The organism is Propionivibrio pelophilus DSM 12018 (genome assembly GCF_059569095.1).
Genome location: NZ_JCANUT010000007.1, coordinates 37,031 through 60,318 on the forward strand (window position 1 = coordinate 37,031; position 23,288 = coordinate 60,318).

Genomic DNA, 23,288 nt, shown 5'->3' on the forward strand with positions numbered 1-23,288 from the left:
AAAAAGGGGGAGTTGCCTCCCCCGGTTTCATGCCATCGGCCGTGTCGGCGTCAGGCGGGTGCCGTGGCGCTGGGCGCCGCACTCGGCGGGGGCGACCCCGCTGCACCATTCATTCTCGGCTGCGGATCTTTCGGCGGACGCGGCGGCTTGCCCGCCATGATGTCGTCGATCTGCTCAGCATCGATGGTTTCCCATTCGAGCAACGCCTTCGTCATCGCTTCGACCTTGTCGCGATTCTCGTCGAGGAGCTTCCGGGCCAGCCCGTACTGCTCGTCGATAATCCGGCGAATTTCGGCATCTACCTTCTGCATCGTCGCTTCCGAGACATTCTTGTGTGTGGTCACGGAACGGCCGAGGAATACTTCGCCCTCGTTCTCGCCGTATACCATCGGACCGAGCACGTCGGACATGCCGTAGCGAGTTACCATATCACGCGCCATCTGCGTCGCCCGCTCGAAGTCGTTGGACGCGCCGGTCGTCATCTGATTCATGAACAACTCTTCAGCGATACGGCCACCAAAAAGCACGGCGACACGGCTCATCAGGTACGTGCGGTCGTAAGCATAACGATCTTCTTCAGGCAACTGCATCGTCAGCCCTAGCGCGCGTCCGCGCGGAATGATCGTCACCTTGTGCACCGGATCGGACTTCGGCACCAGCTTGGCGACAACGGCGTGGCCGGATTCATGGTAGGCCGTATTGCGCTTTTCCTCGTCGCTCATGACCATGCTGCGGCGCTCGGCCCCCATCATGATCTTGTCCTTGGCCTTCTCGAAATCTTCCATATCGACGAGGCGCTTGTTGCCGCGCGCGGCGAATAGCGCCGCCTCGTTGACCAGATTGGCCAGATCGGCACCCGAAAAGCCCGGCGTGCCCCGTGCAATGATGTCGGCCTTGACGTCCGGCGCCAGCGGCACCTTGCGCATGTGCACATTGAGAATCTGCTCACGGCCGCGGATATCCGGCAGCGGCACCACGACCTGCCGGTCGAAACGACCCGGACGCATCAACGCGGGGTCGAGAACGTCAGGACGGTTGGTCGCTGCAATAACGATCACCCCGGAACTCGCTTCGAAGCCATCCATCTCGACGAGCATCTGGTTCAGGGTCTGCTCGCGCTCGTCATTGCCACCACCGAGACCGGCACCACGCTGGCGCCCGACCGCGTCAAGCTCGTCGATGAAGATGATGCAAGGGGAATTCTTCTTGGCGTTCTCGAACATGTCACGAACACGCGCCGCGCCCACACCGACGAACATCTCGACGAAGTCGGAACCGGAGATCGAGAAAAACGGCACTTTCGCCTCGCCGGCGATGGCTTTCGCCAGCAGTGTTTTTCCTGTTCCGGGGTTACCGACGAGAAGCACGCCCTTGGGAATCCGCCCGCCGAGCTTCTGGAACTTGCTCGGATCACGCAGAAAATCGACCAGTTCGGAAACCTCTTCCTTCGCCTCGTCGCAACCAGCGACGTCCGCAAAGGTCACGTTGTTCGAAGACTCATCCAGCAAGCGCGCCTTGCTCTTGCCGAAGGAGAACGCGCCGCCCTTGCCGCCGCCTTGCATCTGGCGCATGAAGAACACCCAGACGCCGATCAGCAACAGCATCGGGAACCAGCTGATGAAGATATTCATCAGGAACGATTGCTCTTCTTCAGGCTTGGCTTCCACCTTGACACCATGCTTGAGCAGGTCGGAAACCATCCAGAGATCCGGCGGCGCGTAAGTCGTCAGCTTGCGACCATCCGCCGTCGTCGCCTTGAGCACCCGGCCTTCGATGACGACCTTGGTAATCGATCCCCGCCCAACCTCATCCATGAACTGGGAATACTCCATCGAGGCCTGCGTCACCTGCCGGGAATTGAACTGGTTGAAGACAGTCATCAGCACGAGGCCAATCACCAGCCAGACCGCCAGATTCTTGAACATGTTATTCAATGCCGTACCTCTTCCTCGCTTCGTCCTGGCACGCCAGGAAACCATCTCTCTAAGAAAGACAACATTCTAAACCTTCTCCACCGTTCCGTCAGATCGCCCCGTTACTCGGCTATCAGTCGTTCAGCGTTCAGACTTTCAAACATTTTCCAAGCAGATAGACTTCCGAACTTCGATCGCGAGAGGCATCGGGTTTACGCGTCACTACCGACCGGAAAACCTCTCTCATTGCACGAACGAACTCTTCATATCCATATCCCTGGAAAACTTTGACCAGAAAAGCCCCATCCGGTTTCAACCACTGGCGCGAGAAATCGAGTCCCAACTCTGCCAGATGCATGACCCGCGCCTGATCGGACACGGGCACACCGGATATATTGGGGGCCATATCGGAAAGCACAAGGTCAACTTTCTCGCCTGCGAGCAGATCTTCCAGCTGGCGTAACACCTCGTCCTCACGAAAGTCGCCCTGGATGAACTCGACACCATGCAACCCGGTCATTTCGAGCAGATCCAGCGCCACAACCCTGCCCCGGCCCTTCATTCGTTGGGCCGCGACCTGCGACCACCCTCCCGGAGCCGCGCCCAGATCGACGACGACACATCCTGGCCGAATCAAATGGTCCCGGTCATCGATTTCCATCAGTTTGAACGAGGCGCGGGAACGGAAGCCTTCTGCCTTTGCCCGCTGCACGAACTGATCGCTTACGTGTTCGTGCATCCACGCCTTGCTTGTCCTGGTACGCTTCATTGACTCAAACCCTGTAGAATGCGCGTTTTTGAAGGTTTCTGCCGATGCTTGATATCACTGCAGCCCAGCGACGCGCACTTCGCGCCCGGGCCCACTCCTTGAAACCCGTCGTTTCGATCAGCCAGAAGGGCCTCAGCGAATCCGTAATGAAGGAAATCGGTGTCTGCCTCGACAGCCATGAGTTGATCAAGATACGGGTTTACAGTGACGAGCGCGAGGAGCGCGAACAGTTGCTGTCGGAAATCTGCCAGCATCTGGAAGCTGCGCCGGTACAACATATTGGCAAGCTGCTCGTCATCTGGCGCCCCGCGCCTGAACAAACCATCCCGAAGGAATCGCTCCGGTCATCCCGGCGCTCGGACCCACGCCGAACCAAGCGCAGCTATCAAGCCTAGCCGCAAACGACAAGCCAGCGGAGGTCGGCCAAGGCCTACTTCCGCTGGCTCTGAAAACATTACTCGTAGCGAACGTCCAGCACCTCATACTCCCGGATTCCGCCCGGAGCCTGGACCTGCGCCACATCGCCGGCATACTTTCCGATCAGCGCGCGGGCGATCGGCGAATTGACCGATATTTTCCCGGTTTTAATGTCCGCCTCGTCCTCTCCGACGATCTGGTAGGTGACCTGATCGCCCGAATCCTGATCCTCGAGGTCAACCGTCGCACCAAAGACACAGCGGCCGTCCGCGTCCAGCAACGCCGGATCGATGATCTGGGCATTGGACAGTTTCAGCTCGACCTCCTTGATACGCCCTTCAACAAACGCCTGCCGTTCCTTGGCTGCATCATATTCGGCATTTTCCGAAAGATCGCCGTGTGAACGCGCCTCGGCAATCGCAGCAATCACGTTCGGACGCTCGACAGATTTGAGATGCTGCAGTTCGACGCGAAGTTTTTCAGCGCCGGCAATTGTCAGGGGTGTCTTGTTCATCATTGTTCACCAGAAAACAAAACCGCCGGCTCACGAGAACGTGGCGATCCGGCGGCAGAAAAAAGGAAAATAATACTAGCCGAGTCGGGCGTGCAGTGTCTGCAGCGGATAGACGACCAGCTCCCCGCGATTCTTGATCCCCACGGCGGCGGCTTCCGCCCCCCAGACCGTGGTGTACATCGTTACCCGGGCAGCCAGCCCCGAGGTCCGGATCGACCGCGAATCGTTGATCGCCTTGCGCTTCTCGTCGACCGTGTTGATGATCAGGACAACCTCGTTGTTCTTGATCATGTCGACAATGTGCGGACGACCTTCCGTCACCTTGTTGACCACGGTCACGGGAATCCCGGCCGCAGAAATCGTCGCCGCCGTACCACGCGTCGCCAGCAGGTGGAAACCCGACTCATGCAGGTCACGGGCAATCACGGCGACCTTGTCCTTGTCGGAATCCTTGACGCTCAAAAACACCTTGCCAGCGGCGGGAAGCTTGACGTTGGTCGCCATCTGGCTCTTGACGAACGCTTCTTCGAAGGTCGCCCCGACGCCCATCACCTCGCCGGTCGATTTCATTTCCGGACCAAGGATGGTGTCGACACCCGGGAATTTGTTGAACGGGAAGACTGCCTCCTTGACCGAGAAATACGGCGGAATCACTTCCTTCGTCACACCCTGACTGGCCAGGGACCTTCCAGACATGCAACGCGCAGCGACCTTCGCCAGCGGCAAACCGGTCGCCTTGGAAACGAACGGCACCGTACGCGACGCACGCGGATTAACCTCAAGGACATAGACCACGTCATTCTGGATGGCGAACTGGACGTTCATCAACCCGCAAACGTTTAACCCTTTCGCCATCAGCTTGGTCTGCCGGCGCAGTTCGTCCTGGATTTCCTTCGACAGAGAATAAGGGGGCAGCGAGCAGGCAGAGTCGCCCGAGTGGACGCCCGCCTGTTCGATGTGTTCCATGACGCCACCGATGATCACTTCCTCGCCATCGGACAGCGCGTCGACGTCGACTTCGCAGGCGTCGTTGAGGAAGCGGTCGAGCAGCACCGGCGAATCGTTCGACACCTTGACAGCCTCGCGCATGTAACGTTCAAGGTCGCGCGGCTCATGCACGATTTCCATGGCCCGGCCACCCAGCACGTACGACGGACGAACCACCAGCGGATAGCCGATTTCCTCAGCCAGACGGAGCGCATCTTCTTCGGTGCGCGCGGTGCGGTTGGGCGGCTGCTTGAGGCCGAGGTCGTGCAGCAGTTTCTGGAAACGCTCGCGGTCTTCGGCCGCATCGATCATATCCGGCGAGGTGCCGATGATCGGCACGCCATTGGCTTCGAGGTCACGCGCCAGCTTGAGCGGGGTCTGGCCGCCGAACTGGACGATAACCCCGACGGGTTTTTCGATAGCGACGATTTCCAGCACGTCTTCGAGCGTCAGCGGCTCGAAGTACAGACGATCGGACGTATCGTAGTCGGTGGACACCGTTTCCGGGTTGCAGTTGACCATGATCGTCTCATAGCCGTCCTCGCGCATCGCCAGTGCCGCATGCACACAGCAATAGTCGAATTCGATCCCCTGGCCGATGCGGTTCGGACCACCACCAAGGACCATGATCTTCTTCCTGTCGCTCGGATTCGATTCGCACTCTTCCTCGTAGGTCGAATACATGTAGGCCGTGCTCGTCGAGAATTCGGCAGCGCAGGTATCGACCCGTTTGTACACCGGACGAATGCCGAGCAAGTGGCGACGCGCACGCACTTGCGCTTCGGTTGTTTTCAACAGACGGGCCATGCGGCGATCGGAAAAACCCTTGCGCTTCAACTCGCGCAGCGTCGGCGCATTGAGATCGTTGAGCGACATGTCGTCGAGTTGCATCTCGATCTTGATGATGTCCTCAATCTGCGCAAGGAACCATGGATCGATGTGCGTCAGCTTATGCACCTCATCGAGCGTGAAGCCGTTCTCGAAGGCATCGCCGACGTACCAGATGCGTTCCGGCCCTGGTTCGCCGAGTTCCTTCTCCAGTTCCTCGCGGTCGGTAGTGCGCTGGTTCATCCCGTCAACACCGACTTCCAGGCCGCGCAGTGCCTTCTGGAACGACTCCTGGAAGGTGCGGCCGATCGCCATGACCTCGCCTACCGACTTCATCTGCGTCGTCAGGCGAGAGTCTGCCGTCGGGAATTTTTCGAAGGCGAAACGCGGGACCTTGGTCACGACGTAGTCGATTGACGGCTCGAACGACGCCGGCGTCTTGCCGCCGGTGATTTCGTTGGCCAGTTCGTCGAGCGTGTAACCCACCGCCAGCTTGGCTGCCACCTTGGCGATCGGGAAACCGGTTGCCTTGGAGGCCAGGGCCGAGGAACGCGACACCCGCGGATTCATCTCGATGACGATCATCCGGCCATCGTCCGGATTGATCGAGAACTGCACGTTCGAACCGCCCGTATCGACGCCGATTTCGCGCAGCACGGCGATCGACGCGTCGCGCATGATCTGATATTCCTTGTCAGTCAGCGTCTGCGCCGGGGCGACAGTGATCGAATCGCCGGTATGCACGCCCATCGGGTCAAGGTTCTCGATAGAACAGACGATGATGCAGTTGTCGTTCTTGTCGCGAACGACTTCCATCTCGAACTCTTTCCAGCCGATCAGCGATTCCTCGATCAGCAGTTCATGGGTCGGGCTGGCTTCGAGACCACGCTTGCAGATCTCGACGAACTCTTCCTGATTGTAGGCAATCCCGCCGCCCGAGCCGCCCATGGTGAAAGACGGACGGATGATAACCGGGAAGCCGAGCGCCGCCTGCACCTGCTGGGCCTCTTCCATGCTGTGCGCCATCGCCGATTTCGCCGACCCGAGACCGATCTTGGTCATTGCGTCCTTGAATTTCTCGCGATCCTCGGCCTTGTCGATTGCTTCCTTGCTGGCGCCGATCATCTCGACGCCATATTTTTCCAGCACGCCATGATGCGCGAGGTCGAGCGCGCAGTTAAGCGCCGTCTGCCCACCCATGGTCGGCAGAAGCGCATCGGGGCGCTCCTTCTCGATGATCTTTTCGACGACTTTCCAGTTGATCGGCTCGATATAGGTCACATCGGCCATTTCCGGGTCGGTCATGATCGTCGCCGGATTGGAATTGACCAGAATGACCTTGAAACCTTCTTCACGCAGCGCCTTGCAGGCCTGCGCCCCCGAATAGTCGAACTCGCAGGCTTGGCCGATGATGATCGGGCCCGCGCCAATGATCAGGATGCTCTTAATGTCTGTACGCTTCGGCATGAGTTACTTTCCCTCGGCCTTCCTGGCTTGCATCAACGAAATGAACCGGTCAAAGAGATAGGCGACATCGTGCGGTCCGGGGCTCGCCTCGGGGTGCCCCTGGAACGAGAAAGCCGGCACGTCGGTGCGCGCCACGCCCTGCAGCGAGCCGTCGAACAGCGACACGTGCGTCGGCCGGAGATTGGCCGGCAGCGTTTCGGCATCGACCGCGAACCCGTGGTTCTGGCTGGTGATCATTACCTGCTGCGTATCGAGATCCTTGACCGGATGGTTGGCACCGTGGTGTCCGAACTTCATCTTGACCGTGCGCGCGCCGGACGCAAGCGCCAGCAACTGATGGCCCAGACAGATACCGTAGGTCGGAACGCCCTTGGCCAGCAGTTCGCGAATGGCCTCGATCGCGTAGTCGCACGGCTCGGGATCGCCCGGTCCGTTGGACAGGAACACGCCGTCGGGGTTGTATTTGAGCACTTCTGCCGCGGAGGTCTGCGCCGGCACGACCGTCACCTTGCACCCGCGCGAGGCGAGCATCCGCAGGATATTGCGCTTGACACCGTAGTCGAAGGCAACCACGTGGAATTTCGCTTCGGTGGCAGGAACATAGCCTTTCAGCGACCATTCGCCTTCGGACCATTCATACGGCGCTTCAGCCGACACGACCCTGGCCAGATCCATTCCAGCCAGTCCCGGGAAGGCCTTTGCCTCTTCCAGCGCTTTCGCCTCGTCAACATCGACCGCCATGATGCAGCCCGCCTGTGCACCCTTTTCACGCAGGATGCGCGTCAATTTCCGCGTATCGATCCCGGCGATGGCCACCACACCGTGCTTCTTGAGGTAGTCGGGAAGCGTATCCTGCAACCGCCAGTTTTCCGCACGCAACGGCAGATCGCGGATCACCAGCCCTGCGGCGAAATTGGCACGCGACTCGAAGTCCTCGGCATTGCAGCCGACGTTGCCGATATGCGGATAGGTCAGCGTAACGATCTGACGGCAATACGAGGGATCGGTCAGAATTTCCTGATAGCCCGTAATCGCCGTATTGAATACGACCTCGCCACTGGCAATGCCAGCCGCACCGATGGCGTAACCGCGAAAAACGGTTCCATCGGCAAGCACGAGAACAGCGGGCGGAAGAGAGGGTAGCAATGACACGAAGAACTCCTGTTCCGTAGCTTAGATATGCAAAAGCGGGAGAGCGCCAGCTCTCCCGCTTAATGTATTGAATAGGCTGAAATTATATCTGAAAAGCCGGATACCGGCAATCGCAACCTACCTACGAAGAGATCACCACAAAACTCAACGCAATCCGAGAACGTCCTGCATGTCGAACAAGCCACTGCTCTTGCCGGACAGGAACCGTGCCGCACGCAAGCTTCCCAGAGCATACGGCATGCGGCTGCCGGCCTTGTGGCTGATCTCGACACGTTCGCCGGTCCCGCAATACATGACAGTATGGTCACCGACGATATCGCCGCCACGCACTGTGGCGAACCCGATCGTCGACGGATCGCGCACCCCGGTCACGCCTTCGCGGCCGTAAATGGCGCACTTCTTGAGGTCGCGACCCAGCGCGTCGGCAATCACCTCCCCCATGCGCAACGCCGTGCCCGACGGGGCATCTACCTTGAGCTTGTGATGGGCTTCGACGATCTCGATGTCGTAGCCCTCGGAAAGAATGCGGGACGCCATGTCGAGCAACTTGAAGACCACGTTCACGCCAACGCTCATGTTCGGCGCAAAAACAACCGGGATCTCCTTCGCGGCATCAACAACGGTCTGCTTGCCCTCGTCGTCGAGTCCGGTAGTCCCGATGACCATCGCCACCTTGAGGCGACGGCAGATCGCCAGGTGTTCGAGCGTTCCTTCAGGACGGGTGAAATCGATCAGACAATCGGCCTTGGCGATCCCAGCTTCGGTATCGCAGGTCACCGGAACATCGCACGGCATACCGACCAACTCCCCGGCCGGCTTTCCGATCAGCGGATTACCCGCCAGATCGATGGCGGCTACCAGCTGCGCCGCATCGTCCTTAAGGACGGTTTCAATGATCATGCGCCCCATGCGCCCGGTCGCACCCACCACTGCAATTTTCATCTTTTCCATTCAGAACCCCACGCTCTCCAACATTCTTCCGAAAAACCCTTTTTCCTCGACCGGAGGCGCCACTGTACCTTCCGGCACCGAGCCCAGATCGAGTTCACGCATCTTGTTCGTCGGCTGAGCCGAAAGATCGGCCGACTCCAGAGCTGCCACGTCGCCGCCGACGCGAACCAGACGGTCGCTCGCATCGAAGAACGTCGAGAACTTCCGCATCTCGACCTCCCCCGTGCTGCCTTTCTTCAGACGATACACGTAGTCCCAGCGATTGGCGTGGAACATGTCCATCAAAACAGGAGTACCGAGCAGAAAGCGGACCTGGTCCTTGGTCAGCCCCGGCTTGAGTTGCGACACCATGTCCTGAGTCAGCACGTTACCCTGCTGGACATCGATCTTGTACTCATTGATCGGCCGCGGCACCCATGAACACCCGCCGAGCGCCAACGACAGAAGCGCGACGCCCAGAAAGCGTGAAATTCCTGCGCGTGAGGTCAATCCGGGAAAATAATGTACGAATGGCATTAAACTTACGGCCCCGAACCCGAGTCATATGAAGCGACATATCATAACCGAAAGCACGCTTACTTACTTCGCCAAACACGTCATGAACAAATCTACCGAACTAAAGAGCATCGGACTCAAGGCCACTTTTCCGCGCATGAAAATCCTCGAGCTTTTCGACCGGGAGGAAGGAAAGCACCTGACGGCGGACGATGTCTATCGCCTGCTGCTCAGTGAAAACATGGATATCGGCCTGGCCACGGTCTACCGGGCCCTGACCCAGTTCGAACAGGCAGGTTTGCTCGAACGGCATCATTTCGAGTCAGGCAAGGCGGTATTCGAACGCAAGGCGATGCAACACCACGACCACCTGGTCTGCACCCACTGCGGCCATGTCGAAGAGTTTCACGACGAGGAAATCGAGCGGCGGCAGAAACGCATCGCCAAGGAGCGCGGGTTCAAGATTGTCGCTCACGCCATGTATCTATATGCGGAATGCATCCGCCCGGACTGCCCGCACCGCGAAAAGCAGCCTGCCGGCCCGGCGATCAGCATCGGCACCGGCACCGGCGAGTAGAAACGGAAGGCGACGCACCGCGCGACTCGACCAACGAACGCCGGAGGAAATTCAGGAGAAGCCGAGCATCTCCCGAGCATGCTGGCGCGTGATCGAGGTGATTTCCACGCCGCCGAGCATGCGTGCCACCTCCTCGACCCGACCGTCGTCGTCAAGATCGACGACCCGGCTGCGCACCTCACCATCAAGGTTCTTCTTGGAAACCTGCCACTGCCAGTTCGCCCGCGCCGCGACCTGCGCCAGGTGCGTCACGCACAAGACCTGCCGTTCCGCCCCCAACTCGCGCAACAGGCGACCGACGACCTCGGCCACGCCGCCGCCGATGCCGACGTCCACTTCGTCGAACACAAGCGTCGGAACTTTTGCCGCCTGACTGGTCACCACCTGGATGGCCAGGCTGATACGGGACAACTCGCCGCCCGAGGCAACCTTCGCAAGTGGACGGGATTCGCTCCCAGCCAGGCCCGCGATGCGGAATTCGACCTGCTCCAGCCCGTAGGCAGCACCTTCCGGAAGCGGTACCAGCGCGACGTCGAAACGCCCACCGCCCAGCGCCAGTTGCTGCATGACGCTGCTGACGTCCGCCCCGAGTTGTCGAGCCGCCTTGGCCCGTGCTGCCGACAATTTTTTCGCCAGCGATTCGTAATGTTTCCGCGATGCGATAACGCGCGCCTCCAGCGCTGCGATGTCGACTTGCTCCCCCAGGGCTGAAAGACGCTGTTGCCAACGTTGCAACTGCGCTGGCAATTCTTCCGGATCGGTACGATATTTCCGCGCGCACGACAGCACTGCCTCGATACGCCGCTCGATCTCGCCAAGGCGGTCGGGATCGAGGTCAAGGCGATCGGCGTATCGGTGGAGCGCCGACACGGCCTCTCCCAGCTCGGTTCGCGCCGAACTCAGCAATTCGGTGATTTCAGCCAGCGCCGGGTCGAACCCCGCCAGCGCATCCATTCGGCTCAACGCCCCATCCAGCAATGTTTCGCAAGCTGCTTCGTCTTCCGACAAGAGCGCCAGCGAATAACGCGCCCCGTCGACCAGGCTTGCCGCATGCGCCAGCCGCTTGTGCTCGACGTTCAGGCTAGTCCATTCCTCCGCGGAGAAACCGAGCGACTCCAGTTCGCGAACCTGCCATTCGAGTTGCTCACGCTCGCGCAGCAGTGCATCGGCGCCCTGTGAGGCGGTCTCCAGCATCTCCCGCACTGAGCGCCAAGCGCGCCAGGAGTCGGCTACCTGCCCGACCAGTTCGCCCAGTTGTGCGTGGGAATCCAGCAATTGCCGTTGTTCCTCGGGCCGCAAGAGCGATTGATGGGCATGCTGACCATGAATATCGACCAGCCGCTCGGCCACTTCGCGCACCTGCAGGAGCGTTACCGGCGAACCGTTGAGATAGGCGCGGGAGCGGCCGTTGGCGTCGAGCACCCGACGCAACAACAGACCATCGCCGACCTCCAGATCATTCTCGCGAAGCCATGCTTCGGCGGAAGAGGCATCGTCCAGAGCGAATTCGGCACACACCTCGGCGCGCTCGCACCCGGCGCGGATCAGCCCGCTGTCGGCGCGCTCGCCAAGAACGAAGGCCAGCGCATCGACGAGAATCGACTTGCCCGCCCCCGTCTCGCCGGTGAGAGTCCCGAATCCGGCAGCGAAATCGAGTTCCAGCCGGTCGACCAGAACGAAATCGCGAATCGTCAGGCGCAGCAGCATGATTCAGTACGGAATGGGTTGCCGGCTCCAGTGCAGCTTTTCGCGCAGCATGGCGAAATAACTGTAACCGGGCGGATGGAGCAAACGCACGGAAAATTCCGAGCGCCGGATGCGTACCGTATCGGCAGGCTTCAGATCGAACGTCACTTGGCCGTCGAAGTGCACCCGCGAATCGTCGGCCCGCACGATGCGGATCTCGACCACGTTGCGATCACCGACCAGTACCGGCCGGTTGGTGAGGGAATGCGGACACAAGGGCACCAGCACGATACCGGTGACCTGCGGATGCAGGATCGGGCCATTGGCCGACAACGAATAGGCGGTCGAACCGGTCGGCGTCGAAACGATCAGGCCGTCGGAACGCAGGTTGTACAGAAACTCGCCATCCACGACCAGATCGAAATCGATCAGACGGCCTATGGCTCCCTTGTCGACAACCACCTCGTTGAGCGCCAGGTTGGAGGCGATCACTTGCCCGTCGCGCACGATCTCGCCCGACAGCAGCATCCGGCTCTCGGGGGAAAACCGCCCGGCCAGCAGGTCGTCGATGCAGGTCAGCATGTCGGTACGTGCGATATCGGTCATGAACCCCAGGCGGCCCTGATTCACGCCAACCAGCGGGACGCGATATTGCGCCAGATGCCGCGCCGCATTGAGCATCGTCCCGTCGCCGCCGAGCACGATCGCCAGATCGGCCCGCTCCCCGATGGCCGCATAATCGCAGCGCTGCCAGTGGCGAGCCGTGTGCTCCTCTTCGGAAATATTTGCCGTCGCCTCTTCGACCAGAACCACAATTCTGCGCTCATGCAGGCTTTTCGCCAGCAGCGACAATGATTCCGCAATCTCACGGCTCTGGTATTTCCCGATCAGCGCAATCGTTTTCGGCGAAAACTTGCGGTCGTCAGGATGGGAAGAAGGTGCGCCATTCATGGGATCGAATTAAACCACAAAATCTTTTGCCGCCATCCCGAAGAAAATACGAATCAGATGAGTCCGGACTGTAAAGGTCACCGGTTAATTTTGTAGAATCCACCCCATGCTCGATGACCGCTCCAAAACCCTGCTCAAGACGCTGATCGAACGCTATATCGCGGAAGGCCAGCCGGTCGGCTCGCGCGCGCTGTCGAAATACTCCGGGCTCGACCTCTCGGCAGCGACGGTGCGCAACGTGATGGCCGACCTGGAAGATCTCGGCTATATCGCCAGCCCGCACACTTCGGCAGGCCGCGTACCGACACCACGCGGGTATCGCTTTTTCGTGGATAGCCTGCTTACCGTGCAACCGCTGGAAAGCGACAAGATTCATGCCATCGAGGACAAGCTGCATCCCTCACAACCGAAGGAACTGATCAGCAGTGCCTCGCGCCTGCTTTCCGGGCTTACCCATTTTGCCGGCATCGTCCTCACGCCTCGGCGCAAGTCGCAACGCATCCGGCAAATGGAGTTCGTAAGCCTGTCGGAGATGCGCATCCTGCTGATCCTGGTCACCGACGACGGCGACGTGCAGAACCGCATCCTGTTCACCGAGCGTCCCTATTCGGCATCGGAACTGGCGATCGCCACCAACCACCTGAACCAATACTTCGCCGGTCACGATTTCGATCAAATCCGCACCCGGGTGAAGGAAGACGTTCTCAGGCTTCGCGGCGACCTGCAGAACCTGATGGCGGCCGCACTGACCGCCGGTGACGAGGCGATGCGCGCCTCCGACGATCACTACGTGATTTCCGGCGAGCGCAACCTGCTGGAAGTCGAAGAGCTGTCGTCGAACATGAAGCGCCTGCGCGAGTTGTTCGACCTGTTCGAGCAACGTACGGCACTCATGCAACTCCTCGACGTTTCGCAACGCGCCGACGGCATCCAGATCTACATCGGTAACGAATCGGGCCTGGCACCGCTCGACGAATGCAGCGTGATCGCCGCCCCCTACGAAGTCGATGGACAAATCGTCGGCTCGGTCGGCGTCATCGGTCCGACCCGGATGGCCTACGAGCGGGTCATCCCGATCGTCGACATCACCGCCCGGCTGCTGTCCTCGGCACTGACCTACCAGGCAAAATCGTGATGCAACCCGCTTCCGGAACGGACAAGACCGCCGTCCTGCTGATCAACCTCGGGACGCCGGACGAACCGACGGCCCCGGCTGTCCGCCGCTATTTGCGGGAATTCCTCTCCGACCCGCGGGTCGTCGAGCTTCCCCGCATCCTGTGGTGGCCGATCCTCAACGGGATCATCCTGGCTACCCGGCCGAAAAAATCCGCGGAAAAGTACGCTGCCATCTGGACCGCCGAAGGCTCGCCGCTGAAAACCCATACGGAAAGGCAAACCAGATTGCTACGCGGCTTCCTCGGCCAATCGGGTTGTACCGTTCACGTTGATTACGCCATGCGCTATGGCCAGCCGTCGATTCCGAAGACGCTTGAGCGACTGACCGCCGAGGGATTCTCGCGCATCCTGCTGCTGCCGCTGTATCCGCAATACTCCGCGAGCACCACCGCCACGGCCTTCGACAGCGCCTTCGCCTGGGCCCGAACGATGCGAAACCAGCCGGAACTGCGCACGGTGCGCAGTTTTCCCGCCGATCCCGGCTACATCGAAGCCCTCGCCACAAGCGTCCGGCACTACTGGATGACGAACGGACACCCGGGCGACTCGTACCGGCTGCTCATGAGCTTCCACGGCATCCCGGTCAAATCGGTCAAGCAGGGCGACCCATATCGGGACGAATGTCTGACCACCGGCCGCCTGCTGGCCGAAGCGCTGAACCTCGACGAGAGCCGCGCCACCGTCTGCTTCCAGTCTCGCTTCGGTCCGGCGCAATGGTTGCAGCCGTACACTTCGGCCGTGCTTGAGGATCTCGGCCGCAAGGGCGTCCAACGTGTCGACGTCCTCTGCCCCGGCTTCCCAGCCGACTGCCTGGAGACGCTGGAGGAAATCGCCATGGAGGGGAAATCGACCTTCCTGACGGCTGGCGGCAAGGAGTACTGCTACATCCCGTGCCTGAACGAACGCGACGACTGGATTGCCGCGCTCAAGGATATCGCCCTGAAAAACCTCCAAGGCTGGTATTGAGCCGCTGAACCCTGGACTCAAGAAATACCCCACGCGATCCGTTAAGCCTTTACACGGTTTAACCGCGCTCGCGGGGAGTCATCATGATTGTCACCAGCTCATCGCTGCAACTGGAATCCAGCCACAGCCTGCAAATTCACCAGGAAACCTCGGAATCGCTGCGCTTCTGGGTGGGCAACCAGCGGCCGAATTTCGAGGGCCGGGGGAATACGCTGGCAGCGCTGGAAAACGCAGCGGAAAAGGTGATGATCTCGGATGCAGCCCGGGCCGCCCAGGCGAGTGAAAGTTCGTGTATCGAAGACTCACTCGATGCCGCCGAGAACGACCCGGCACTGAATCTGATCCGCCTGCTTGTGTCAAAGCTCACCGGCACGGATATCAGACTGTTCGACGCGGGCGATCTGCACTCGAATGCGTCGCCCCCCGCTTCCCCCTCCAACGCACAGGCATCACCAGCGGCCGAACGAGCGGGATTCGGCCTCGAATACGACTATCACGCCTCCTATACGGAGACAGAACAGACCTCCTTCGCCGCGAGTGGAACGGTCAAGACCGGCGACGGACGTGAAATCAGCTTCAACCTTTCGCTCCAGATGGCCCGCAGCTATCTCGCGCAGACCGACATCAGCCTCCGCCTCGGCGATGCCCGTCAGACCCGCGACCCCCTGGTGATCAACTTTTCGGGAACCGCCGCGCAACTGACCGACCGCCGTTTCGCCTTCGACCTCAACGCCGACGGCAACACCGACGAGCAGATCAACTTCGTCACCGGCGGCAGCGGCTTCCTCGCCTTCGATCGCAACGGCGACAGCGTGATCAACGATGGATCAGAGCTGTTCGGCGCGAAAACCGGCGACGGCTTCGCCGAACTGGCAGCCCTCGACACCGATCAAAACGGCTGGATCGACGAAAACGACGCGGCCTACGAGCAATTGTCGGTATGGACCCGGGACGGCGAAGGAAATGACGCACTGCGCTCACTCCAGCAAACGGATGTGGGCGCCATCAGCCTGGCTCGCGTCGCCACACCTTTCGCAATCAAGGATGCCGGCAACGCTCTGATGGGACAGGTTCAGACGACCGGCATCTACCTGAAGGAAAGTGGCGGGGTCGGCAGTATCCAGCAAGTGGATCTGACGGTATAAATCAGTTGTTCAGCACCCTCAGGATCTCGCGCCCGTAGGCTTCCAGCTTTTTCGCGCCAACGCCACCGATTTCAGCCAGCGAATCGAGCGAATCGGGCATTTCCCGAGCCATTTCAGCCAGGGTCGCGTCGTGGAAGACGACGTAGGCGGGCAAATTGTGCTCGCGGGCGATTCCAGCCCTCCAGGCCTTGAGCGCCTCGAAGCGCGCCAGCTCCTCGTCGTCCATCGAGAGCGTATTCGCCTTGCGCCGGGTGAGTGATGCGCCACGTCCCGCCTTGGCGGGCGGCTTGGCCGCATGGCGCAGGCGCAGGGAGACTTCGCCGCGCAAAACCGGCCGCGCACTCTCGGTCAGTTCCAGCGTGCTGAACTCGCCCTCGACGCGCAAATGCCCGAGCGCGATCAACTGGCGCAGGACGGCACGCCATTGCGCTTCGGCCAGATCCGCGCCAACGCCGAAGGTACTCAAGCGGTCGTGCCCGTATTGCGCCACCTTGTCGGTCCGCTTGCCGCGCAGCACATCGATCAGATGAACAACGCCGAAACGCTGTCCGCCGCCCTGATGGAAGCGATAAACGCAGGACAGCGCCTTGCGCGCCGCTTCGGTGGCGTCCCAGGTCTCCGGCGGATGCAGGCAGTTGTCGCAGACATTCTGCTCGGCGACGCACGGCGCGCTTTCCTCGCCAAAGTAGCCGAGCAGCCGCACCCGCCGGCAATCGTGCGCCTCGGCCAAGGCCAGCAAGGCGTCGAGCTTGCCGCGCTGGCTGCGCTTGAACGCCTCCTCGGCCGGGCTCTCGTCGATCATCCGGCGCTGATTGACCACGTCGGCCAGCCCGTAGGCCATCCAGGCGTCCGCCGGCAGACCGTCGCGTCCGGCCCGGCCGGTTTCCTGGTAATAGCTTTCGATGTTCTTCGGCAGGTCGAGATGTGCGACGAAGCGCACATCGGGCTTGTCGATGCCCATGCCGAAAGCGATCGTCGCGACCATCACGATCCCCTCCTCGCGCAGGAAGCGATCCTGATTTTCACGCCGCGACTCCGCCGCCATCCCGGCGTGGTAAGGCAACGCCGGAATTCCCTCGGCGGCCAGCCAGGCCGCCGTCTCCTCGACCTTTTTCCGCGACAGGCAATAGACGATGCCGGCATCACCCGCATGCTCCTCGCGAAGGAAACGCAGCAGTTGCCGGCGCGCGTCGCTCTTTTCCACGACCATGTAGCGGATGTTCGGCCGGTCGAAGCTGCTGACGAAGACCCGGGCTTCGTCCAGACTCAGGCGTTCGATGATGTCGATGCGCGTCAAGGCGTCGGCCGTCGCCGTCAGGGCGATGCGCGGCACGCCGGGGTAACGCTCGTGCAGGACATTGAGCGCCAGATAGTCCTCGCGGAAATCGTGCCCCCATTGACTGACGCAATGCGCCTCGTCGATGGCGAACAGGCTGAGCAGCCCGCGCTCCTGCAGCGAATCGAGTTGCGCCAGCATGCGCGGCGTCGTCAGCCGTTCCGGCGCCACGTACAGCATGACCAGACGGCCGCTCATCATTTCACGCTCGATGCGCTGCACCTCATCGAAGGTCAGGCTCGAATTGAGGAAGGCGGCATGCACGCCGGCTTCTTCCAGCGCGCCGACCTGGTCGTGCATCAGGGCGATCAGCGGGCTGACTACCACCGCCACACCGTGCCCGGCGCGATGCCTGGCGATGGCCGGAATCTGGTAGCACAGGCTCTTGCCGCCGCCGGTCGGCATCAGCACCAGCGCGTCGCCGCCGCCGGTCAGATGCGCAACGATCTCCGCCTGCGCACCACGAAAGGCGGAATAACCAAAAACGGAGTGAAGTATTTCGGCGGGCGAAACGGGAGCGAGGGTTTCCACGAAAACCGGACAGGCGAGCGAAAACGCGCGATGGTAAACCAATTCCGTTGCTGTGCCGAACATTGCCCCCGAATCACGGCAGGCCCCTGCACGACACGAGGCCGGACAGGCTTACGGCGGAGCAAGCTCCAGATCGCACGCCAGGCCGCGCCCCTGCACGGCCGGAAGTCCGGCTTTGGCCAAGGCCTTGTCGGCAACACGCAGACGTTCGAGCACCGTGGCCAGGAGCGTACTGCGAAAGCGCTCGAGAAGCTCCTCCGAAGCAAGGTCGAGCGCCGCGCTGTTGATCTCCAGGAACAGGGTCGGCTCCAGCGTCACCACCGAAGCCGCGCGCTTGTTATCGCTTGGATGCAGGTAGGCCATTTCGCCAACCACTTCCCCGGCGCCGAGCCGGCAGAGGGACTTGCCCTCGATGGAAACTTCCACGAACCCTGTCACGATGAATCCGAAGATGCGGTTGCTGTCCCCCTCACGGATCAGTGCGACTTTCTCGGCCACCTCGCGCCAGACGCTGATCCGCAAGACTTCCCACAGTTCGATTTCTTCGAAGTCCTTGAAAAATTCCATCTGCCGCAACATCTCGAAATGCCGGTCATCCTGCTGCGTGTCGTTCTCGTCATAGATCTGGTAACGCACCGTCGACAGATCCTTGGCGAACTCGGCGCCGTTGCGGTAACGGTTGTACAGATCCTTTTCCAGCGCCTTCTTCAGGATCGGATCGAGACCGGCGGGGAGATTCGGATTGAGATCGCACACCGACGGCGTGTCCATGTTGACGATCTTGTAGATCAACGCACCGTGATTCGCCGCCCGGAAAGGCAACCGTCCGGTGAGCAGCTGAAAAAGCACGACGCCGAGCGAGTAAAGGTCCGTCTTCTGGTTGAGCGGATAGTTTTTGACCTGCTCCGGCGACATGTAGGCCGGCGAGCCGACGCCCATGATGAACGTCGAATCACGGTTCATGTCCTTGTGCAGGTTCAGCGCGAGGCCGAAATCGGTGATCTTCGGGTTGTCCTCGGCGTCGATCAGGATGTTCGCCGGCTTGATGTCACGATGCACCACCCCCTGGCGGAACGCATGGTCGAGCGCCAGGCAGCACTTGAAGATGATCCCGATGGCCCGGTGCATCGGCAACAGGCGGTTGATCGCGCAAAACTGGTCCAGCACCTTGCCTTCGACATACTCCATGACGATGTAGGCCTGATCGTCTTCAACGACCGCGTCGTAGATCTTGACGATGTTCGGGTGATCGAGACGTCGTCCGACCGCCCCTTCAATCTGGAACAGCTTGCGCAAGCGCCGCGACATCACGGCGTTATCGCCGCCAAAGCGGATCAGCTTGACCGCGACCTCGCGTCCGCTGTCCGGATCGCGCGCCAGGTAGACGACCGCCGTCGCACCTTTGCCCAATACACGAATGGTTTCGTACTTGCCGATCTTTTCCATGCCGCAACCGATAGTTAAGGCCACTCAAACAACCGAGACGCGAAAGGATAACCCACGCAAAAAAAACCGACAGTTAAAAAAGCACTTGAAAACCCGAACACCGCCCCAAGCTAGGCGAAGTTTTTCGGGAGATAGCCAACCATGCAAGAGCTTGAAAAAGATACGAACCCTCAACCAGCCGCGAACAGTCCGGCTGAAAACGCAGAAACCCCGGCGGTCGATAGCACGCCGAGCCTCGAAGAAATGCTTCGCCAGGCAGAACTGAAGGTCGCCGAACATCACGACGCCTGGCTGCGCGCCAAGGCCGAAACCGAGAACGTCCGCCGCCGCGCGCAGGACGACATCGCCAAGGCATCGAAGTTTGCCATCGAGCGTTTCGCCGGCGAACTGATCGCGGTCAAGGACAGCCTGGAAGCCGGGCTGGCGGCCGAAAACCCGAGCATCGAGAGCCTGAGGTCCGGTACCGAACTGACCCTCAAGCAACTGGTGGCCGCGTTCGAGAAATCGGCATTGAAGGAGATCAACCCTGCCGGCGAGCCGTTCAACCCGAACTTCCATCAGGCGATCAGCATGATCGAGTCCGAACAGGAGGCCAACACGGTCGTCACCGTGCTGCAAAAAGGCTACCTCATCGCCGACCGGGTCCTGCGCCCCGCGCTGGTGATCGTGGCCAAACCGAAGGCTTGAAAACCCTCCCCATACCCCCAAATAGACGACAACTACCGATTAATAGCGGGGAATTCGGTGGTGGGCGAACGAAGCTCGTCACATCTCACCCCCGATTCCTCAACTGAAAGGAACTGAAATGGGCAAAATCATCGGCATCGACCTCGGCACAACCAACTCCTGCGTCGCCATCATGGAAGGCGGCAAGCCGAAGGTCATCGAAAACTCGGAAGGCGCACGTACCACCCCGTCGATCGTCGCCTACACCAACGACGGCGAAATCCTCTGCGGCGCCCCGGCCAAGCGCCAGGCAGTCACCAACCCACAGAACACGCTATTCGCCGTCAAGCGCCTGATCGGCCGCCGCTTTGAAGAGAAGGAAGTGCAGAAGGACATCTCGCTGATGCCCTTCAAGATCCTCAAGGCCGACAACGGTGACGCCTGGGTCGAGGCGCGCGGCAACAAGATCGCCCCGCCGCAGGTTTCCGCCGAAGTCCTGCGCAAGATGAAGAAGACCGCCGAAGACTATCTCGGCGAGGAAGTCACCGAAGCCGTCATCACCGTCCCTGCCTACTTCAACGACAGCCAGCGTCAGGCCACCAAGGACGCCGGCCGCATCGCCGGCCTGGAAGTCAAGCGCATCATCAACGAGCCGACCGCCGCTGCCCTCGCCTTCGGCATGGACAAGAAACAGGGCGACAAGAAAATCGCCGTGTATGACCTCGGCGGTGGCACCTTCGACATTTCGATCATCGAAATCGCCGAAATCGATGGCGAGCACCAGTTCGAAGTGCTGTCGACCAACGGCGATACCTTTCTCGGCGGCGAAGACTTCGACCAGCGCCTGATCGACTACATCATCGAAGAGTTCAAGAAGGAATCCGGCGTCGACCTGAAGAAGGACGTGCTGGCCCTGCAGCGCCTGAAGGACGCGGCGGAAAAGGCCAAGATCGAACTCTCCTCGAGCCAGCAGACCGAAATCAACCTGCCGTACATCACCGCCGACGCCTCCGGCCCGAAGCACCTGGCGCTGAAGATCACCCGCGCCAAGTTCGAGTCGCTGGTCGACGAACTGGTCGAGCGCACCATTGAGCCGTGCCGCACCGCGCTCAAGGACGCCGGCTGCAAGATCGGCGACATCGACGATGTCATCCTGGTCGGCGGCCAGAGCCGGATGCCCAAGGTGCAGGAAAAGGTCAAGGAGTTCTTCGGACAGGATCCACGCAAGGACGTCAACCCCGATGAAGCCGTGGCTGTCGGCGCGGCGATCCAGGGCGGCGTGCTGCAGGGTGAAGTCAAGGACGTGCTGCTGCTCGACGTCACCCCGCTGTCGCTCGGCATCGAAACGCTGGGCAGCGTGATGACCAAGCTGATCAAGAAGAACACCACGATCCCGACCAAAGCCTCGCAGGTCTTCTCGACCGCCGAGGACAACCAGTCGGCCGTGACCATCCACGTGCTGCAAGGCGAGCGTGAAATGGCCACCGGCAACAAGAGCCTTGGCCAGTTCAACCTGTCCGACATTCCGCCGGCCCCGCGCGGCATGCCGCAGATCGAAGTCACCTTCGACATCGACGCCAACGGCATCCTGCACGTTTCTGCCAAAGACAAGGCCACCGGAAAGGAAAACAAGATCACCATCAAGGCCAACTCCGGTCTCTCCGAGGAGGAAATCCAGCAGATGGTGCAGGACGCCGAGGCCCATGCCGAGGACGACAAGAAGGCGCACGAACTGGCCGATGCCCGCAACCAGTGCGACACCATGATCCACATGGTCAAGAAGTCGCTGAACGAGTACGGCAAGGAACTCTCGGACGAGGAAAAAGGCAAGATCGAAGCGGCGATCAAGGAAGCCGAGGATTCGATCCGCGGCAACGACATCGACGAGATCAAGCAGAAGAGCGAAGCCCTCGGTACGGCCGCCCAGAAGCTCGGCGAGAAGATGTATGCCAAGCAGCAGGCCGAAGCGGGTGCGGCGGGTGACGCCGGCGGTGCTGAAGCCGGCGGTGCTGAAGCCGGAGCGGCCGGTGGCGCCAAGAAGGACGACAGCGACGTCGTGGATGCCGAGTACACTGAAGTCAAGGACAAGAAGTAAGCCTTGCCAGTCGTCGCGGGCGAGGAGCGTATAATCGCGCCCTCGCCCATTTGCTTTACCTCACCCGGCATTCCACCCCATGGCTAAACGCGATTTTTATGACGTTCTCGGCGTCAACCGTGACGCATCCGACGATGAAATAAAGAAGGCCTACCGCAAGCTGGCCATGAAGTACCACCCGGACCGCAATCCGGACAACCCCAAGGCTGAGGAACACTTCAAGGAAGCCAAGGAAGCCTACGAAATCCTTTCCGACGGGCAGAAGCGCGCCGCGTACGACCAGTACGGTCACGCCGGCGTCGATCCGCAGGCCGGCATGGGCGGCGGTTTTGGCGGCTTCGGCGGCGCGGGCGGCTTTTCCGATGCCTTTGGCGGGATCTTCGACGAGATTTTCGGCGGTGGCGGTGGTGCCCGCGGCGGACGTTCAAACGTTTATCGCGGCGCCGACCTCCGCTACAACCTCGAAATCACCCTGGAACAGGCTGCCTTCGGGACGGAAACCAAGATCCGCATCCCGACCATGGAGGTTTGCGACTCGTGCAAGGGCAGCGGCGCCAAGGCTGGCACCCAGCCGAAAACCTGTCCAACCTGCCAGGGCAGCGGTCAGGTACGGTTGCAACAGGGTTTCTTCTCGATTCAGCAAACCTGCCCGAAGTGCCACGGCACCGGCAAGTTCATCGCCGACCCCTGCGGCAGCTGCCATGGCGCCGGCCGCGTCAAGCAGCACAAGACGCTGGCAGTAAAGATCCCCGCCGGCGTCGACGAGGGCGATCGCATCCGGTTGTCGGGCGAAGGGGAGCATGGCGTCAATGGCGGCCCGTCCGGCGACCTGTACGTCCAGATTCACCTGAAGCAGCACGCTGTCTTCCAGCGTGACGGCAACGACCTGCACTGCGAAATGCCGATCAGCTTCACGACCGCAGCGCTCGGAGGAGAAATCGAGATTCCCACGCTCGACGGTGCCGCCAATCTGAAGATTCCGGGAGAAACCCAGTCGGGCAAGGTTTTCCGCCTGCGCGGCAAAGGCATCAAGGGTGTTCGCAGCCACGCGCACGGCGACCTGCTCTGCCACGTCGTCGTCGAGACGCCGGTCAACCTGACCGACCGTCAGAAGGAACTGCTCCGCGAACTGGAAGAATCCAGCAGTGTTGACGCCGAACGCCACAACCCGCGCGCCAAGTCGTGGATGGACAAGGTCAAGGAGTTCTTCGCCGGCTGAA

At 60.8% G+C, this 23,288-nt stretch carries 19 protein-coding genes; 8 read left to right on the top strand and 11 right to left on the bottom strand.

Annotation, left to right across the window (positions count from 1 at the left end; all coding sequences use genetic code 11):
- Nucleotides 1–50: 50 nt before the first annotated feature.
- Both ftsH and rlmE read right to left on the bottom strand, forming a co-directional pair.
- Nucleotides 51–1,934, bottom strand: coding sequence for an ATP-dependent zinc metalloprotease FtsH (ftsH, locus tag BO74_RS05475; protein WP_496440645.1), 1,884 nt, complete (start codon nucleotides 1,932–1,934; stop codon nucleotides 51–53).
- A 127-nt stretch (nucleotides 1,935–2,061) separates the two neighbouring features.
- Complete coding sequence (gene rlmE, locus BO74_RS05480; RefSeq protein ID WP_496440647.1) at nucleotides 2,062–2,682, bottom strand: 23S rRNA (uridine(2552)-2'-O)-methyltransferase RlmE; 621 nt, start codon at nucleotides 2,680–2,682, stop codon at nucleotides 2,062–2,064.
- 44 nt (nucleotides 2,683–2,726) lie between these two features.
- Here rlmE and BO74_RS05485 point away from each other — a divergent pair, with 44 nt between their 5' ends.
- Nucleotides 2,727–3,077, top strand: a complete 351-nt coding sequence (locus tag BO74_RS05485) for a YhbY family RNA-binding protein (RefSeq protein ID WP_496440649.1) — start codon at nucleotides 2,727–2,729, stop codon at nucleotides 3,075–3,077.
- A 59-nt stretch (nucleotides 3,078–3,136) separates the two neighbouring features.
- Here the strand turns inward: BO74_RS05485 and greA are convergent, their stop codons facing one another.
- From greA to BO74_RS05510, 5 genes are all read right to left on the bottom strand, one after another.
- Nucleotides 3,137–3,613 carry a transcription elongation factor GreA gene (gene greA / locus BO74_RS05490; RefSeq protein ID WP_496440650.1) on the bottom strand — a complete coding sequence of 159 codons (477 nt, stop codon included), beginning with the start codon at nucleotides 3,611–3,613 and terminating at the stop codon, nucleotides 3,137–3,139.
- A 75-nt stretch (nucleotides 3,614–3,688) separates the two neighbouring features.
- The gene (gene carB, locus BO74_RS05495; RefSeq protein ID WP_496440651.1) at nucleotides 3,689–6,895 is read right to left on the bottom strand and encodes a carbamoyl-phosphate synthase large subunit; all 3,207 of its coding nucleotides are present in this window, start codon (nucleotides 6,893–6,895) and stop codon (nucleotides 3,689–3,691) included.
- 3 nt (nucleotides 6,896–6,898) lie between these two features.
- On the bottom strand, nucleotides 6,899–8,047 hold the full coding sequence (carA, locus tag BO74_RS05500) for a glutamine-hydrolyzing carbamoyl-phosphate synthase small subunit (protein WP_496440652.1): 1,149 nt from the start codon (nucleotides 8,045–8,047) through the stop codon (nucleotides 6,899–6,901).
- 144 nt (nucleotides 8,048–8,191) lie between these two features.
- On the bottom strand, nucleotides 8,192–8,998 hold the full coding sequence (dapB, locus tag BO74_RS05505) for a 4-hydroxy-tetrahydrodipicolinate reductase (protein ID WP_496440653.1): 807 nt from the start codon (nucleotides 8,996–8,998) through the stop codon (nucleotides 8,192–8,194).
- Nucleotides 8,999–9,514: an outer membrane protein assembly factor BamE gene (locus BO74_RS05510; protein WP_496440654.1), complete on the bottom strand. Its 516-nt coding sequence runs from the start codon at nucleotides 9,512–9,514 to the stop codon at nucleotides 8,999–9,001.
- An 82-nt stretch (nucleotides 9,515–9,596) separates the two neighbouring features.
- Between BO74_RS05510 and fur the strand changes: the two genes are divergently transcribed.
- Nucleotides 9,597–10,070, top strand: a complete 474-nt coding sequence (gene fur / locus BO74_RS05515; RefSeq protein ID WP_496440655.1) for a ferric iron uptake transcriptional regulator — start codon at nucleotides 9,597–9,599, stop codon at nucleotides 10,068–10,070.
- A 51-nt stretch (nucleotides 10,071–10,121) separates the two neighbouring features.
- Here the strand turns inward: fur and recN are convergent, their stop codons facing one another.
- A complete protein-coding gene (gene recN, locus BO74_RS05520) occupies nucleotides 10,122–11,777 on the bottom strand; it encodes a DNA repair protein RecN (protein ID WP_496440657.1) in 1,656 nt (551 codons plus the stop codon).
- 3 nt (nucleotides 11,778–11,780) lie between these two features.
- Nucleotides 11,781–12,707, bottom strand: a complete 927-nt coding sequence (locus BO74_RS05525; RefSeq protein WP_496440658.1) for an NAD kinase — start codon at nucleotides 12,705–12,707, stop codon at nucleotides 11,781–11,783.
- A gap of 106 nt (nucleotides 12,708–12,813) precedes the next feature.
- Here BO74_RS05525 and hrcA point away from each other — a divergent pair, with 106 nt between their 5' ends.
- From hrcA to BO74_RS05540, 3 genes are all read left to right on the top strand, one after another.
- Complete coding sequence (gene hrcA, locus BO74_RS05530; protein WP_496440659.1) at nucleotides 12,814–13,842, top strand: heat-inducible transcriptional repressor HrcA; 1,029 nt, start codon at nucleotides 12,814–12,816, stop codon at nucleotides 13,840–13,842.
- Nucleotides 13,842–14,849, top strand: a complete 1,008-nt coding sequence (gene hemH, locus BO74_RS05535) for a ferrochelatase (RefSeq protein ID WP_496440660.1) — start codon at nucleotides 13,842–13,844, stop codon at nucleotides 14,847–14,849. The genes hrcA and hemH overlap by 1 nt, the downstream gene beginning before the upstream one ends.
- 83 nt (nucleotides 14,850–14,932) lie before the next feature.
- Nucleotides 14,933–15,994 (top strand): SPM autocatalytic domain-containing protein, encoded by a 1,062-nt coding sequence (locus tag BO74_RS05540; RefSeq protein WP_496440661.1) that lies wholly within the window; start codon nucleotides 14,933–14,935, stop codon nucleotides 15,992–15,994.
- Between the two features lies 1 nt (nucleotide 15,995).
- Here BO74_RS05540 and recQ read toward each other — a convergent pair whose 3' ends face one another.
- Both recQ and BO74_RS05550 read right to left on the bottom strand, forming a co-directional pair.
- Nucleotides 15,996–17,861: a DNA helicase RecQ gene (recQ, locus tag BO74_RS05545; protein WP_496440726.1), complete on the bottom strand. Its 1,866-nt coding sequence runs from the start codon at nucleotides 17,859–17,861 to the stop codon at nucleotides 15,996–15,998.
- Between the two features lie 111 nt (nucleotides 17,862–17,972).
- Nucleotides 17,973–19,307 carry a protein kinase domain-containing protein gene (locus BO74_RS05550; protein WP_496440662.1) on the bottom strand — a complete coding sequence of 445 codons (1,335 nt, stop codon included), beginning with the start codon at nucleotides 19,305–19,307 and terminating at the stop codon, nucleotides 17,973–17,975.
- Nucleotides 19,308–19,448: 141 nt separating this feature from the next.
- On the opposite strand from BO74_RS05550, the gene grpE reads away from it, so the two are divergent.
- The 3 genes from grpE to dnaJ all read left to right on the top strand — a co-directional run bounded on the left by grpE (nucleotide 19,449) and on the right by dnaJ (nucleotide 23,287).
- Complete coding sequence (grpE, locus tag BO74_RS05555; RefSeq protein WP_496440664.1) at nucleotides 19,449–19,994, top strand: nucleotide exchange factor GrpE; 546 nt, start codon at nucleotides 19,449–19,451, stop codon at nucleotides 19,992–19,994.
- A 118-nt stretch (nucleotides 19,995–20,112) separates the two neighbouring features.
- Nucleotides 20,113–22,068, top strand: a complete 1,956-nt coding sequence (gene dnaK, locus BO74_RS05560; protein WP_496440665.1) for a molecular chaperone DnaK — start codon at nucleotides 20,113–20,115, stop codon at nucleotides 22,066–22,068.
- A gap of 79 nt (nucleotides 22,069–22,147) precedes the next feature.
- On the top strand, nucleotides 22,148–23,287 hold the full coding sequence (dnaJ, locus tag BO74_RS05565; RefSeq protein ID WP_496440666.1) for a molecular chaperone DnaJ: 1,140 nt from the start codon (nucleotides 22,148–22,150) through the stop codon (nucleotides 23,285–23,287).
- Nucleotide 23,288 lies beyond the last annotated feature (1 nt).